We start from the raw sequence: 15,370 nt of genomic DNA, 5'->3' as shown, positions 1-15,370 counted from the left end.
TTTTATGGAATGAGCGCACATTACATTGAATTTGCTCAAACAGCATATACGCAATTAGGCGGAGGTGCAATTTTGTATCACGGGGCTGAAACAACTGCCGGTGGTTCCAATGCCGTAAACTTCAATAAAGCAATTATCAAAGGCGACAATGAAGTGTTCCTGAAAGTTCCTCTGAAGAATATCTCTCCGGATACGTATCGTTGGGTTCGTATGTCGTTGACTTACCAGAATTATTCCTTGAATTACCGATACAATGGTGTGGATTACAATGGAAGATTGGCTTCATTCGTAGGGTTTAACACCTATATCACGAATTATAAAGTATGGAATCAAACGGTCAATATCAACGGGAACAAACTTCAGGGATATTGGGCATTTGAAAACTTAGGTCTTGTTGTTCAGGGACAGGCTCCGTCAACTACGGTTCCGAATCCATTGTTTGCAACATCTCCGGTTCCTGCAGGATCTTGTGTCGTGACAGGAAGCTTTGATACACCATTCACCATTACAGGAAATGAAACTCAGGATATTACTTGTACGATGTCTTTATCCACAAACAAAAGCTTTGAGTGGTATGATGTAAACGGTGATAACAAGTATGAACCATTGTTGCCGAACGGAAACACAAATGATTATCCAACGGATATGGGATTGAGAGGTTTGAAACCGATCATTACGCCATAAACATATCTTATTGATTTAAAAAGGAGGAGTGGATTGATTCACTCCTTTTTTTGTTTTCATATCTCCCGAAAGAAAAGCACTCTGGCATGGATCTTGCAAAATCAGGGAAAAACACGTTATGAAAAAAATACTATTCATTCTTACCCTTACTACTGCCGCAACTACCTACGCACAAGATTATTCTCAAAAAGGTTCCTGGTATCTCGGAGGAAGCGCGGGATTTTCAATGGGATCGACCACCCAGGGAAATACGACCTTCAAAAGAAGTTCCTGGTTGGCTTCTCCGGAAGTCGGTACTTTTCTAACCGATCATATCCAGGTTGGTTTAGGGATTACCTCAGGTGGCAGCAGTAATGATTTTTCACCTGCAAACAATGTAAAAACGCTGCAATTCGGAGGATCGGTTTATGGCCGCTACCTATTCGGAGAAAAAGCATTCAGACCGTTTTTAGGAATCAGCGGAAGTTTTCTCGCCGGACAGAATAGATCTTATCCGGGCGCAGGAAGAACCGATCTGAATACCATTAATGCTAGTTTCTCCGCAGGATTTGCATATTATGTGACTCCACGAATTGGTATTTTCGGTTCCATTGGAGTACTGGGATATACTTATTCCCGTGAAATTTTCCCGACTGCTCCAAGCAGAGTGACCAATGACTTTGGATTCAATGCCACAACACTGGGCAACCGTTTCACTATCGGAATGTATTATACCATCTGTAAAGGAAAAGAAAACAAGTAAATCCAAACCCCGACAACCCAATAAAAAACACCCCGGTCACTGAATGCTTGCGCTAAAGCTTCAGCATAGGCGCAGCGTAGTCAAAGTGCCGGGGTGTTTCATTTTTATACTACTTATAATTTCTGGAAACGAAATACTCTCTCGTTTTGATTGAGGGAAAGGAAATAAACTCCGGTTTTGAATTCTCTCAGTGAGATGTCAGCATTTACCTCCGATAATGAAAGCTTCTTGATCAGATTTCCCTGAAGATCATAGATAACAGCTTCCCGAATGGACGATAAATCTTTTCCGGACAAGGTAATCGACGCAACAGCGGGATTCGGAAATAATTCAATTTGCATTTCCTTGTTTTCATTCACTCCCAAATCACACATATCGGTCCAGGGTGTTTGCTGTCCCGGAGGTGTTTGCTCACCGTCTTCTCTATAACAAAGCTGTGAATAATCATATTCAAAGCCGTGAATTTCCAGTAAACCACGATACGTATTAAAAAGAACCCATTCGCCACTGCTACCTCCGTCTGTCAACCGGTAATTTGCACTGTAATTTCCGGAAGATTCCAATACACTGTCTTTTGCTGTAACTATCAGTGTATCGTTGTACGCGAAAAAGGGCGGATAGACATCAAGGTACGTTCGGAAAGCATTCAAATAGACACTGCTGTCCGGTAAAAGTGTACCAACAGGTAAATTATAGCCAATCGTTATGTTCGTCTCAACATCGTTCCTGTTTATAAAAAACCGCTGTTGATTTGCAACATCTTCGCGAATACCTCCACCATAGACACCACCGTGGAAAATCCGTGTATATACCTGACCTCCAATAGTTGTATCCCCGGACCAAACTGTTTTGTGAAACGATTCCACATTTTCACTTCCATTCCAATGTTGAGACCGATACAAATACTGTGTGTAATCCCCATGGATTGGTTGATAAGCAATTGTTTGAGCATTTGCCAGGATTCCCAATTGCAAGCTCACTAAAAAAAGTAGTGTTTTTTTCATGTCTTATGATTTAGAGTGTTTCTTCATTGATACAAAAAAAAATAATGGTTGTAAAAAAAATCCCTCCCGGCAAAGCCAGAAGGGATTTTATATTCAGATAATTAAATCTTAAGAAATTGCATCCATTTCGTCCTTGTTTGCAACAAGTACTTTTTGGAAGCGGCGTACACCTGTACCAGCCGGGATCAAGTGACCAACAATTACGTTTTCTTTCAAACCTAATAAGTGATCTTCTTTTCCTGAGATTGCAGCTTCATTCAATACCTTCGTTGTTTCCTGGAAGGAAGCAGCTGAGATGAATGATTGTGTCTGCAATGAAGCACGTGTAATACCTTGTAGCAACGGTGTTGAAGTTGCAGGAACTGCATCACGGGATTCAACCAATTGCTTATCTGCACGTTTCAATTGTGAATTTTCATCACGCAATTTACGGGCAGTAACAATTTGTCCAGCCTTCAATGTTGTAGAATCTCCGGCATCAACTACCACTTTCATTCCGTAGATAGAATCGTTCTCTTCCATGAAGTCTGCTTTGTGAACAGATTGTCCTTCCAGGAAGCGTGTATCTCCGGCATCAACGATTTCTACTTTCAACATCATCTGACGAACGATTACTTCGAAATGCTTATCGTTGATTTTTACCCCTTGCAGACGGTAAACCTCCTGGATTTCATTTACGATGTATTCTTGTACTTTCGTTGGTCCCTGAATGTTCAGAATATCATTTGGTGTGATTGCACCATCAGACAACGGTTGTCCTGCACGGGTGAAATCGTTCTCTTGTACCAGGATGTGCTTAGAAAGCGGAACCAGGTATTTGCGAACATCACCAACTTTAGAAGTCACCTGAATTTCACGGTTACCACGTTTAATTTTTCCAAATTCAACGATACCATCAATTTCAGAAACTACGGCAGGGTTAGAAGGGTTACGTGCTTCGAATAATTCCGTTACACGAGGAAGACCTCCGGTGATATCCCCTGTCTTACCAGCAACACGAGGAATTTTCACAAGAATTACACCTTCTTCTACTTTATCGCCTTCACCTACAGAAATGTGAGAATCAACCGGAATGTTGTATTCGCGCAATACTTCTTTCGTTTTAGCATCGATAATGTGGATTGCAGGGTTTTTCTTCTTATCACGAGATTCGATGATCACTTTTTCAGTAAATCCTGTTTGCTCATCGACTTCTTCACGGTAAGTAACACCGTCAATAATATTTTCAAATAAAACCTTACCGGAAACTTCAGAAATGATTACCGCGTTATACGGGTCCCACTTACAGATAATGTCTCCTTTTTTCACTGAGATGTTGTTTTCAAGCATCATTTCAGCACCGTAAGGAATGTTGGATGTCATTAAAGTAACACCTGTTTTAGGATCAGTAATTTTCAATTCAGCTGAACGACCAACAACGATTGTTTTCGCTTCACCATCTGCACCTTTACGGGTAATTGTACGTAATTCATCAATTTCCAATCTACCGGCAGCTTTCGCTTTCAAGTCAGACTCATCAGCAATGTTCGATGCAGTACCCCCAACGTGGAATGTACGAAGTGTCAACTGTGTACCCGGCTCACCAATTGACTGAGCAGCTACAACCCCAACAGCATCCCCGTCTTGTGCAGGGCGGTGAGTTGCAAGGTTACGTCCGTAACACTTAGAACAAACTCCGCGACGCATTTCACACGTCAATACCGAACGGATTTCAACTTCTTCAATACCTGCTTTCTCGATTTCGTCAGCTACTGTTTCAGTAATCAACTCACCTGCAGCAACAATTAATTGTTCTGTTTCCGGGTTGAAGATATCGTGAACAGAAGTTCTTCCTAAAATACGGTCAATCAATGGTTCAACGATCTCATCGTTTTTCTTCAATGAAGTCGCAACTAAACCTCTCAATGTTCCACAATCTACTGCATTAATAACAACATCTTGTGCAACGTCCACCAAACGACGAGTCAAGTAACCCGCATCCGCCGTTTTCAATGCCGTATCGGCCAAACCTTTACGCGCACCGTGAGTAGAGATAAAGTACTCCAAAATCGAAAGTCCTTCTTTAAAGTTGGAAAGAATCGGGTTTTCGATAATTTCCTGTGTAGAAGCACCTGATTTTTGCGGTTTCGCCATCAATCCACGCATACCGGACAACTGACGAATCTGCTCTTTCGAACCACGGGCTCCGGAGTCAAACATCATATAGATGGAGTTGAATCCCTGATCGTCATTCTTCAATTGATCCATCAACGTATTCGTCAAACGGGAATTGGTATGCGTCCAAATATCAATAATCTGGTTGTAACGCTCGTTATTCGTGATAAGACCCATGTTATAGTTGGCCATTACCTCTTTCACTTCCGTTTCTGCTTTCGCAACCAAAATTTCTTTTTCTTTCGGGATGATGATATGATCCAGGTTGAACGATAGTCCACCACGGAATGCCATTCCATAACCCAATTCTTTAATATCATCCAGGAACTTCGCTGTTTTAGCCGTTCCACATACTTTCAATACGTGTCCGATGATATCACGAAGTGCTTTCTTAGTCAATACATCATTCAAGAATCCAACTTCTCTTGGAACTACTTCGTTGAACAATACGCGACCACAAGTGGTATCGATCATCATTAAAGTAGGTACTCCTTCAGCGTTCAAATCGTACGATTTTACTTTGATCGGAGCATGCAAATCCAATTTACCTTCGTTGTTCGCAATGATTACTTCTTCCGGAGAATAGAAAATACTTCCTTCACCTTTTACCTTGTGTTCAGGGGTACTTGTACGCATCTTCGTGATGTAGTAAAGACCCAAGACCATATCCTGAGAAGGTACCGCAATCGGCGCTCCATTCGCAGGGTTCAAAATGTTGTGAGAAGCAAGCATCAACAATTGCGCTTCCAAAATTGCAGCATTACCTAATGGTAAGTGAACCGCCATCTGGTCACCATCGAAATCGGCGTTGAATGCCGTTGTTACCAACGGGTGCAAACGAATTGCTTTTCCTTCGATCAATTTCGGCTGGAATGCCTGAATACCCAAACGGTGAAGCGTAGGTGCACGGTTTAATAATACCGGGTGACCTTTCAACACGTTTTCAAGAATATCCCAAACTACAGGCTCTTTACGATCAACGATTTTCTTTGCAGATTTAACCGTTTTCACGATACCACGTTCGATCATCTTACGAATGATAAACGGTTTGTATAGCTCAGCAGCCATGTCTTTCGGCAAACCACACTCGTGTAATTTCAAATCCGGTCCAACAACAATTACGGAACGTGCAGAGTAGTCAACACGTTTTCCTAATAAGTTTTGACGGAAACGTCCTTGTTTTCCTTTCAATGAATCAGAAAGGGATTTCAACGGACGGTTTGATTCTGTTTTAACAGCAGAAGCTTTACGGGAGTTGTCGAACAAAGAGTCAACAGCTTCCTGCAACATACGCTTCTCGTTACGCAAGATAACTTCCGGAGCTTTGATTTCGATCAAACGCTTCAAACGGTTGTTACGGATAATTACACGACGGTAAAGGTCGTTCAAATCCGATGTTGCGAAACGTCCACCATCCAATGGAACTAACGGACGCAATTCAGGTGGAATAACCGGAACCACTTTCACGATCATCCACTCAGGGCGGTTTTCGATACGTGTCTGAGATTCACGCATTGCTTCAACCACTTGCAAACGCTTCAATGCTTCGTGCTTACGTTGTACGGACGTTTCTGTATTTGCCTGGTGACGCAATCTGTAAGACAAGTCCTCCAGGTTCAACTTGCGCAACAAGTCATACAATGCTTCCGCACCCATCTTAGCGATGAATTTATTCGGATCTGTATCTTCCAAATACTGGTTTTCTCTAGGCAAAGTATCCAGGATATCCAGGTACTCTTCTTCTGTCAGGAAATCTTTTTCAGTAAGAGAAGATCCATCCAAATTATTTGCGATACCAGCCTGAATAACTACGTAACGCTCGTAATAGATGATTTGATCCAATTTTTTGGTTGGCAATCCTAACAAATAACCGATTTTGTTCGGCAATGAACGGAAATACCAGATGTGTGCTACAGGAACTACCAATGAGATATGTCCCATACGCTCACGACGTACTTTTTTCTCTGTTACTTCAACACCACAACGGTCACAAACGATTCCTTTGTATCGGATACGCTTGTACTTACCACAATGACATTCGTAATCTTTTACCGGTCCGAAGATACGTTCACAGAACAATCCATCTCTTTCCGGTTTGTATGTACGATAGTTAATGGTCTCAGGCTTGAGCACTTCTCCGCTTGACTGATCACGGATCACCTCAGGAGAAGCCAACGAGATCGTAATCTTGTTGAAGCTACTTTGTTTTTTCGGTGTTTCTTTTCTGTAAGCCATGTTATAACTTTCTTTAATTCAATTTGACAATTTGTTTTCGAATAAGATCTTAGTCCATTGATACATTCAATCCAAGACCTCTCAATTCATGCAACAATACGTTGAATGATTCAGGAATTCCCGGCTCCGGAATGTTATCACCTTTAACGATAGCTTCGTATGCTTTCGCACGACCCATTACGTCATCGGATTTCACTGTCAAGATCTCTTGAAGGATATTCGCAGCACCAAATGCTTCCAATGCCCAAACCTCCATCTCACCAAAACGCTGACCTCCGAACTGAGCTTTACCACCCAATGGCTGTTGCGTAATCAATGAGTATGGTCCGATTGAACGAGCATGCATTTTATCATCAACCATGTGGGATAGTTTCAACATGTAGATGATACCAACTGTTGCCGGCTGGTGGAAACGATCTCCTGTTCCTCCATCGTACAAGTATGTCTTACCTGAACGCGGAACGCCTGCTTTGTCTGTCCATTCGTTGATTTCTTCTGGTTTTGCACCGTCGAAAATCGGAGTAGCGAATTTCACACCCAATTTTTCTCCTGCCCAACCAAGAACTGTTTCGTAAATCTGACCTAAGTTCATACGGGAAGGTACCCCCAGTGGATTCAATACGATATCTACCGGTGTTCCATCTTCCAGGAACGGCATGTCTTCAGCACGAACGATGTTTGCAACGATTCCTTTGTTACCGTGACGACCAGCCATCTTATCACCCACTTTCAACTTACGTTTCTGAGCAACATATACTTTCGCCATTTTAACGATCCCTGCAGGCAGTTCATCTCCAACTGAAATGTGGAATTTCTTACGTTTGTAAATTCCTAATAAATCATTTGCCTTAATCGTAAAGTTGTGCAACAAACGACTAATCAATGCATTTACATGAGAATCAGCTGTCCAGTTTGTTGGGTTCACGATTGTGTAATCGATCATCAACAAGTTCTTATGTGTGAACTTCGTTCCTTTCTTAATGATCTCTTCCTTGAAATTGTTGAATACACCAGCCGATTTGTTTTCACCTAAAACGGTCATCAATTTATCAGCTAATTTTTCTTTCAATTCAGCGTAATCTTTGTCGTATTCTGTATCCAGAACTTCCAATACCGGTTTGTCCTGAGCTTTAGACTTACGATCTTTGATTGCACGGGAGAACAATTTTTTCTCGATAACAACACCGCGAAGAGACGGACCTGCTTTCAATGAAGCATCTTTCACGTCACCTGCTTTATCTCCAAAGATTGCACGTAATAACTTCTCTTCCGGAGAAGGATCCGTTTCACCTTTCGGAGTAATTTTACCGATCAGGATGTCACCTTCCTTGATTTCCGCACCAATGCGAATCAATCCGTTTTCATCCAAATCTTTTGTCGCTTCTTCAGAAACGTTTGGAATATCTGAAGTTAATTCTTCCATTCCACGTTTTGTATCACGAACCTCCAAAGAGTATTCGTCAATATGAATTGATGTAAAGATATCGTCACGAACAACACGCTCAGAAATTACAATCGCATCCTCAAAGTTATATCCTTTCCAAGGCATGAAGGCAACTTTCAGGTTTTGACCCAATGCCAACTCTCCTCCTTGTGTAGCATAACCTTCGCAAAGAACCTGTCCTTTCTCAATTCGGTCTCCTTTACGAACAATCGGCTTCAAGTTGATTGTTGTACTTTGGTTTGTTTTCTGGAATTTTGTCAATGAGTAACGCGTTACTTCACTATCAAAGCTTACCAATTTGTCATCTGCAGACCAATCGTAACGAATCACGATTTCGTTTGCATCAACATATTCTACCGTTCCTGAACCTTCAGCATTGATTAACACACGGGAATCGCGTGCTACCAATTGCTCAATTCCAGTACCAACTACCGGAGATTGTGGTTTCAATAACGGAACTGCCTGACGCTGCATGTTTGATCCCATCAATGCACGGTTGGCATCATCATGCTCCAGGAATGGAATAGAAGATGCTGCAATCGAAGCAATCTGGTTAGCACCTACGTCCATCAAATGCAAATCTGTTGGCTGAACAACCGGGAAGTCACCTTCATAACGTGCTTTCACAACATTTGAAAGGAAGTTTCCTTTTTCATCCACGATCGCATTTGCCTGAGCAATCATTTTTTCATCTTCTTCTTCAGCGGATAAATATACCGGCTCAGAATAGATATCTACTTTACCATTCACTACTGAACGGTAAGGAGTTTCGATAAATCCAAGTTTATTCACCTTCGCGAATACACACAAAGAAGAGATCAAACCAATGTTCGGTCCTTCCGGTGTTTCAATCGTACACAAACGACCGTAGTGCGTATAGTGAACGTCACGTACCTCGAAACCTGCTCTTTCACGGGAAAGTCCACCTGGCCCAAGTGCAGACAAACGACGCTTGTGAGTTACCTCGGAAAGCGGGTTGGTCTGATCCATAAATTGAGACAACTGGTTGGTTCCGAAGAACGAGTTAATCACCGAAGAAAGTGTTTTCGCGTTGATCAAATCGATTGGAGTAAAGACTTCGTTATCGCGAACGTTCATACGCTCACGGATTGTACGAGCCATACGAGCCAAACCAACTCCGAACTGAGCGTATAACTGCTCACCTACCGTACGTACACGACGATTTGATAAGTGGTCAATATCATCCACATCTGCTTTTGAGTTGATCAATTCGATCAGGTACTTGATGATTGACAGAATATCATTTTTAGTCAATACACGAGACTCTTCCGAGTTGTCGATGTTCAACTTCTTGTTCATTCTGTAACGACCTACTTCACCTAAATCGTAACGTGCATCAGAGAAGAATAATTTCTCAAATACTCCTTTTGCCGTTTCATAATCTGGTGGTTCAGCATTACGCAACTGACGGTAAATGTGCTCTACTGCTTCTTTCTCAGAGTTTGATGTATCTTTCTGAAGCGTGTTGTAGATAATTGTATAGTCAGCTGTATTTGCATCCTCTTTGTGGAAAATAACCGTTTTCACGTTTGAATCAATCACCAGATCAATGTGGTGCTCTTCCAATACTGTTTCACGGTCAAGGATTACTTCGTTACGTTCGATAGATACTACTTCTCCTGTATCTTCGTCTCCAAAGTCCTCAATCCAAGACTTCAATACACGAGCTGCTAGTCTTCTACCAACGCATTTTTTCAAATTGGCTTTGTTCGCTTTCACTTCATCAGCCAATCCGAATATTTCTAGAATATCTTTATCTGTTTCATATCCGATCGCACGGAACAATGTTGTAACAGGCAACTTTTTCTTACGGTCGATGTAAGCATACATTACGCTGTTGATATCCGTTGCGAATTCGATCCAAGATCCTTTAAAAGGAATCACACGGGCAGAGTACAATTTTGTACCATTCGCGTGACGGCTTTGACCGAAGAATACCCCTGGTGAGCGGTGTAACTGGGAAACAATAACACGTTCTGCACCATTGATTACGAAAGAACCTTTTGGTGTCATGTATGGAATTGTACCTAAGTATACATCCTGCACGATTGTTTCGAAATCTTCGTGCTCAGGGTCTGTACAATATAATTTTAGTTTAGCTTTTAGCGGAACGCTATAAGTCAAACCTCTTTCGATACACTCATCAATAGTGTAGCGGGGTGGGTCGATGAAATAATCAAGGAACTCCAGCACGAATTGATTTCGTGTATCAGTAATTGGGAAATTTTCCGCAAATACCTTGAACAATCCTTCACTTTCACGATTCTCAGGAGTCGTTTCTAATTGAAAAAACTCTTGGAAGGATTTAAGCTGAATATCCAAAAAATCTGGATAAGCGAACTGATTTTTGCTAGAAGCAAAATTAATTCTCGTTGATGTATTGCTTGTTGTTGCCAAGGCGAAATAAATTTAATTGAGAAAAGGACTTTAAATTGGCTATACGCCGGAAAACAGGAATAGGCATCCCGACAGAATCGTCGGGACACCTTTCCTGTAAATTTTAGTAACTAATTACTTGATCTCTACTTCAGCACCAGCTTCTTCAAGCTGTGTTTTCAAAGCAGCAGCTTCGTCTTTAGAAACACCTTCTTTCAATGTAGCAGGAGCTCCATCAACTAGGTCTTTAGACTCTTTCAATCCGTTACCAGTTAATTCTTTAACCAACTTAACTACTGCAAGTTTGTTAGCACCACCTGATTTCAAGATTACATCGAATTCAGTTTTTTCAGCAGCAGCTTCTCCAGCTCCGGCACCACCACCAGCAACCATTACAGGTGCAGCAGCAGCAGGCTCGATACCATACTCGTCTTTCAAAATAGTTGCTAACTCGTTAACTTCTTTTACTGTAAGGTTAACCAATGTTTCTGCGATTTGTTTTAAATCAGCCATTTTTATAAATTTTAAAAAAGGTTCTTAAATATTCTTTTACTTGTGCCTTGCGCTGAAGCTTCAGCGCAAGCGTTATGCTCTTTCTTCGAGCGTTTTAAGGATTCCAGCAATCTTATGACCACCACCTGTAAGACCGGAAATAACATTTTTCGCCGGGCTTTGTAGCAATCCGATGATGTCACCGATTAACTCCTCACGAGACTTGATTGCTTCAAGCGCATCCAATTGGTTGTCACCAATGAAGATTGCTTCTTCAATATAAGCTCCTTTAAGAAGGGGTTTGTCATTTTTCTTGCGGAAATCTTTAATCAATTTTGCAGGAGCATTTCCTACTTCAGCGAACATGATAGACGTCGGACCGCTTAGCACTGATGCCAAGTTGTCGTAGTTTCTACCTTCAACCTTAGCCATTGCTTTCGCCAACAATGTATTCTTCACTACACGTAGTTCGATACCTTGTTGAAAACAACGACGGCGTAATTGGTTAATTGTTTCTACTGAAAGAGCTGCTGTATCTGCAAGATAGAAGATGTTTGCTTTCGATAAATCTGAAGCAAGATCTTCAATGTACTGTGCTTTTTGATCTTTATTCATACTTCAAGATTTTAAGCTACAACAGATTTAGCATCAATTTGGATACTTGGAGACATTGTAGAGCTGATGTAGATACTTTTAATGTAAGTACCTTTTGCAGCAGATGGTTTCAATTTGATTAATTGTAGGATCAATTCACTTGCATTGTCACGAATTTTAGCTCCTTCGAAGCTAGCTTTCCCAACAGAAGTGTGAATGTTACCAAACTTGTCAACTTTGAAATCAATTTTACCTGCTTTCACTTCTTCAACAGCTTTACCAACTTCCATTGTTACAGTACCTGTTTTTGGGTTTGGCATTAAGCCACGAGGTCCAAGGATACGTCCTAAAGCACCTACTTTACCCATCACTGACGGCATTGTAATAATTACGTCGATGTCTGTCCAACCACCTTTGATTTTGTCAATGAATTCATCTAATCCAACGAATTCAGCACCAGCTGCTTTTGCTTCAGCTTCCTTGTCCGGAGTACAAAGTACTAATACTCGTACATCCTTACCAGTTCCGTGAGGCAATGCAACAGTACCACGAACCATTTGATTCGCTTTACGTGGATCTACACCCAAGCGTACAGAAATGTCTACTGATGCGTCGAACTTAGTAGTTGTAATGTTTTTTACCAAATCACACGCTTCTACCAAGGTGTAAGTTTTAGTCAAGTCATACTTTGCTAAAACTTCTTTTCTTTTTTTAGAAATTCTTCCCATGATACTAGCGATTATTTAGTTGCAGGAGCTTCACCTCCTTTAACAGTTACACCCATACTACGTGCCGTACCAGCTATCATACTCATAGCTGAATCAACAGTAAAACAATTCATATCCGGCATTTTATCTTCCGCGATAGTACGAACCTGATCCCAAGTCATTGTACCCACTTTGCTTTTGTTAGGCTCAGAAGAACCTTTTTTAAGCTTAACGGAGTCGATAATCTGCACAGCTGCTGGAGGAGTTTTGATGACGAAATCAAATGATTTGTCACTGTAAACAGTAATCACACATGGTAATACCTTTCCTGGCTTATCCTGCGTACGAGCATTATACTGCTTGCAGAATTCCATAATGTTGACCCCTTTAGCACCAAGTGCCGGACCAACTGGAGGAGCTGGATTGGCTTGACCACCTTTGATCTGTAATTTGATCAATGCTGCTACTTCTTTAGCCATTGTTATTTAAATTATGCAGTCGTAACGTGGGCGTTAAAGGGAAGCTTTAATCAATAATCCCACTGCTGCGGTTAATACATGTTTATCCTTCTTTTTCTACTTGCATGTAGCTAAGCTCAAGAAGGTTTTTACGACCGAAGATTTTAACCATTACTTTCAATTTCTTCTTCTCTTCATTGATCTCGTCAATAACTCCGGAGAAATTGTTGAATGGTCCGTCGATCACCTTAACGGATTCTCCGATCACGAATGGGATTTTCACTTCCTCTTCTGTTTCGGACAATTCGTCTACTTTACCTAAAATTCGATTTACTTCAGACAAACGCATTGGCTGCGGGTCTCCACCCTTTTCAGCTCCCAGGAATCCGATTACATTCGGAATTCCCTTAATCACGTGAGGAACCTCACCGATCAAAGCTGCTTCAATCAATACATATCCTGGTAAATATGCTTTTTCCTTTGAGATTTTCTTTCCGTTACGGATTTGAAACACTTTCTCAGTTGGAATCAATACTTGAGACACATAGTCATCCAGTTTCAAACGTGAGATTTCAAGATCCAGATATTCTTTCACTTTCTTTTCTTTCCCGCTCACTGCACGCACTACGTACCAACGCTTTTTAATATCTCCCATTTTTCTAATTAAAAGAAAGAATAGATAAATCCGATCACACCCTTCCAGGTAGAAGTAGTTGTTCCCGTGATTCCAAAAACGGTATCCATTGCGAACACCAACAATGCAAAAATTACAGACGCAACCACTACTATCAGTGCATTACTCTGCAATTCTTTCCACGTCGGCCACGTAACATTCTGAGTCATCTCAGTAATTGTTTCGCTAAAATAATTTCTAAACTTTGACATGGTCAATTTATTTTATTTGCACGGGCGGTAGGATTCGAACCCACGACCAATGGTTTTGGAGACCACTACTCTACCAGCTGAGCTACGCCCGTGTAAAAAGGGGAGTTGGAACTCCCCTCTTTTTTAATATGTTATCGCGAATTAAGCGATGATTTCAGTAACCTGACCAGCACCTACTGTACGTCCACCCTCACGGATAGCGAAACGTAGACCTTTGTCCATTGCTACAGGCACGATCAATTTAACATTGATTGTTACGTTATCACCCGGCATAACCATTTCACGTCCGTCTGTCAAGAAAATCTCTCCAGTAACGTCAGTTGTACGGAAGTAGAACTGAGGACGGTATTTGTTATGGAATGGAGTGTGACGTCCACCTTCTTCTTTTTTCAATACATAGATCTCTGCTTTGAAGTCAGCGTGAGGCTTAACAGATCCTGGCTTACAAATAACCATACCACGTTTGATTTGAGATTTCTCAATACCACGTAATAAAAGACCTACGTTGTCACCAGCTTCTCCACGATCCAAGATCTTACGGAACATCTCAACCCCAGTTACAGTAGAAGTCAATTTCTCTTCACCCATTCCTAAGATTTCAACTGGATCTCCAGAGTTAATAACTCCTGTTTCGATACGTCCTGTTGCTACTGTACCACGACCTGTAATCGTAAATACATCTTCAACCGGCATCAAGAAAGGCTTATCAACATCACGAGGAGGTAGTTCAATGTAGCTGTCAACAGCGTCCATCAACTCATCAACTTTAGCAACCCACTCCGGCTCACCGTTCAATGCACCAAGTGCAGAACCTTGAATAACCGGTGCATTGTCACCATCGTAATCATAGAAAGACAACAATTCACGAACTTCCATTTCAACTAGCTCTAACAACTCAGCGTCGTCAACCATATCCACTTTATTCATGAATACAACCAAACGAGGAACACCAACTTGTTTTCCAAGAAGGATGTGCTCACGAGTTTGAGGCATCGGTCCGTCAGTTGCAGCAACAACCAAAATAGCACCGTCCATCTGAGCAGCTCCTGTAACCATGTTCTTTACGTAATCCGCGTGACCTGGACAGTCAACGTGTGCGTAGTGACGGTTAGCAGTTTCATACTCAATATGCGAAGTGTTAATAGTAATACCACGCTCTTTTTCTTCTGGAGCATTGTCAATAGACGAGAAATCACGTACCGCAGCCAAACCTTTAGCAGCAAGTACACTTGAGATAGCAGCAGTCAACGTAGTCTTACCGTGGTCAACGTGACCGATAGTACCGATGTTAACGTGCGGTTTGGAACGATTAAAATTTTCCTTAGCCATTTGTTTTTATTTGTTACGTAGTTAATAAACCTTTTTCTTACAATACAAAATTTCACCCATAAACCTAATGAGTGAATCCCTGCAGAGCCAATGACGAGATTTGAACTCGTGGCCTCTTCCTTACCAAGGAAGCGCTCTACCCCTGAGCTACACCGGCCTATTCTTGTAAATCGTAATTTTGAGCGGGAGACGAGATTCGAACTCGCGACCCTCAGCTTGGAAGGCTGACGCTCTACCAACTGAGC

General features: G+C 41.6%; 12 protein-coding genes and 2 tRNA genes. 2 read left to right on the top strand and 12 right to left on the bottom strand.

The window, feature by feature from the left end; genetic code table 11:
* Both Q1V93_RS05480 and Q1V93_RS05475 read left to right on the top strand, forming a co-directional pair.
* Window positions 1-684, top strand: a 684-nt coding sequence (locus tag Q1V93_RS05480; RefSeq protein ID WP_300662538.1) for a hypothetical protein, incomplete at its 5' end; no start/stop codon positions are given.
* 118 nt (window positions 685-802) lie between these two features.
* Window positions 803-1,426 (top strand): outer membrane beta-barrel protein, encoded by a 624-nt coding sequence (locus Q1V93_RS05475; protein ID WP_300662536.1) that lies wholly within the window; start codon window positions 803-805, stop codon window positions 1,424-1,426.
* A gap of 113 nt (window positions 1,427-1,539) precedes the next feature.
* Here the strand turns inward: Q1V93_RS05475 and Q1V93_RS05470 are convergent, their stop codons facing one another.
* From Q1V93_RS05470 to Q1V93_RS05415, 12 genes are all read right to left on the bottom strand, one after another.
* A complete protein-coding gene (locus Q1V93_RS05470; RefSeq protein WP_300662534.1) occupies window positions 1,540-2,430 on the bottom strand; it encodes a T9SS type A sorting domain-containing protein in 891 nt (296 codons plus the stop codon).
* 108 nt (window positions 2,431-2,538) lie between these two features.
* Window positions 2,539-6,819 carry a DNA-directed RNA polymerase subunit beta' gene (gene rpoC, locus Q1V93_RS05465; protein WP_300662531.1) on the bottom strand — a complete coding sequence of 1,427 codons (4,281 nt, stop codon included), beginning with the start codon at window positions 6,817-6,819 and terminating at the stop codon, window positions 2,539-2,541.
* Window positions 6,820-6,868: 49 nt separating this feature from the next.
* Window positions 6,869-10,681, bottom strand: a complete 3,813-nt coding sequence (gene rpoB, locus Q1V93_RS05460) for a DNA-directed RNA polymerase subunit beta (RefSeq protein ID WP_300662529.1) — start codon at window positions 10,679-10,681, stop codon at window positions 6,869-6,871.
* Between the two features lie 114 nt (window positions 10,682-10,795).
* Window positions 10,796-11,173: a 50S ribosomal protein L7/L12 gene (gene rplL / locus Q1V93_RS05455; RefSeq protein ID WP_300662526.1), complete on the bottom strand. Its 378-nt coding sequence runs from the start codon at window positions 11,171-11,173 to the stop codon at window positions 10,796-10,798.
* A gap of 72 nt (window positions 11,174-11,245) precedes the next feature.
* Window positions 11,246-11,767 carry a 50S ribosomal protein L10 gene (gene rplJ, locus Q1V93_RS05450; RefSeq protein ID WP_300662524.1) on the bottom strand — a complete coding sequence of 174 codons (522 nt, stop codon included), beginning with the start codon at window positions 11,765-11,767 and terminating at the stop codon, window positions 11,246-11,248.
* 11 nt (window positions 11,768-11,778) lie between these two features.
* Entirely contained in the window at window positions 11,779-12,474 is a 696-nt protein-coding gene (rplA, locus tag Q1V93_RS05445) for a 50S ribosomal protein L1 (protein ID WP_300662522.1), read from the bottom strand.
* An 11-nt stretch (window positions 12,475-12,485) separates the two neighbouring features.
* On the bottom strand, window positions 12,486-12,932 hold the full coding sequence (gene rplK, locus Q1V93_RS05440) for a 50S ribosomal protein L11 (protein ID WP_300662520.1): 447 nt from the start codon (window positions 12,930-12,932) through the stop codon (window positions 12,486-12,488).
* A gap of 82 nt (window positions 12,933-13,014) precedes the next feature.
* Window positions 13,015-13,566: a transcription termination/antitermination protein NusG gene (nusG, locus tag Q1V93_RS05435; RefSeq protein WP_124746866.1), complete on the bottom strand. Its 552-nt coding sequence runs from the start codon at window positions 13,564-13,566 to the stop codon at window positions 13,015-13,017.
* An 8-nt stretch (window positions 13,567-13,574) separates the two neighbouring features.
* Complete coding sequence (secE, locus tag Q1V93_RS05430) at window positions 13,575-13,796, bottom strand: preprotein translocase subunit SecE (RefSeq protein WP_300662517.1); 222 nt, start codon at window positions 13,794-13,796, stop codon at window positions 13,575-13,577.
* Between the two features lie 19 nt (window positions 13,797-13,815).
* Window positions 13,816-13,888: transfer RNA gene (locus Q1V93_RS05425), tRNA-Trp, on the bottom strand.
* Window positions 13,889-13,937: 49 nt separating this feature from the next.
* Complete coding sequence (gene tuf, locus Q1V93_RS05420; RefSeq protein ID WP_124746868.1) at window positions 13,938-15,125, bottom strand: elongation factor Tu; 1,188 nt, start codon at window positions 15,123-15,125, stop codon at window positions 13,938-13,940.
* Window positions 15,126-15,210: 85 nt separating this feature from the next.
* Window positions 15,211-15,282, bottom strand: a tRNA-Thr gene (locus tag Q1V93_RS05415).
* Between the last annotated feature and the right edge of the window lie 88 nt (window positions 15,283-15,370).

This window comes from Fluviicola sp., from assembly GCF_030151805.1.
Lineage (GTDB): Bacteria > Bacteroidota > Bacteroidia > Flavobacteriales_D > Crocinitomicaceae > Fluviicola.
Note: the sequence above shows the minus strand (reverse complement) of the source record. Positions and strands in the feature narration are given on the sequence as shown.

Excerpts from the sequence above, each read along its gene's own strand:
- Q1V93_RS05475 (WP_300662536.1), top strand. The coding sequence starts at position 803 with ATGAAAAAAATACTATTCATTCTTACCCTTACTACTGCCGCAACTACC.
- Q1V93_RS05470 (WP_300662534.1), bottom strand. The coding sequence starts at position 2,430 with ATGAAAAAAACACTACTTTTTTTAGTGAGCTTGCAATTGGGAATCCTG.
- rpoC (WP_300662531.1), bottom strand. The coding sequence starts at position 6,819 with ATGGCTTACAGAAAAGAAACACCGAAAAAACAAAGTAGCTTCAACAAG.
- rplL (WP_300662526.1), bottom strand. The coding sequence starts at position 11,173 with ATGGCTGATTTAAAACAAATCGCAGAAACATTGGTTAACCTTACAGTA.
- rplJ (WP_300662524.1), bottom strand. The coding sequence starts at position 11,767 with ATGAATAAAGATCAAAAAGCACAGTACATTGAAGATCTTGCTTCAGAT.
- rplA (WP_300662522.1), bottom strand. The coding sequence starts at position 12,474 with ATGGGAAGAATTTCTAAAAAAAGAAAAGAAGTTTTAGCAAAGTATGAC.
- rplK (WP_300662520.1), bottom strand. The coding sequence starts at position 12,932 with ATGGCTAAAGAAGTAGCAGCATTGATCAAATTACAGATCAAAGGTGGT.
- nusG (WP_124746866.1), bottom strand. The coding sequence starts at position 13,566 with ATGGGAGATATTAAAAAGCGTTGGTACGTAGTGCGTGCAGTGAGCGGG.
- secE (WP_300662517.1), bottom strand. The coding sequence starts at position 13,796 with ATGTCAAAGTTTAGAAATTATTTTAGCGAAACAATTACTGAGATGACT.
- tuf (WP_124746868.1), bottom strand. The coding sequence starts at position 15,125 with ATGGCTAAGGAAAATTTTAATCGTTCCAAACCGCACGTTAACATCGGT.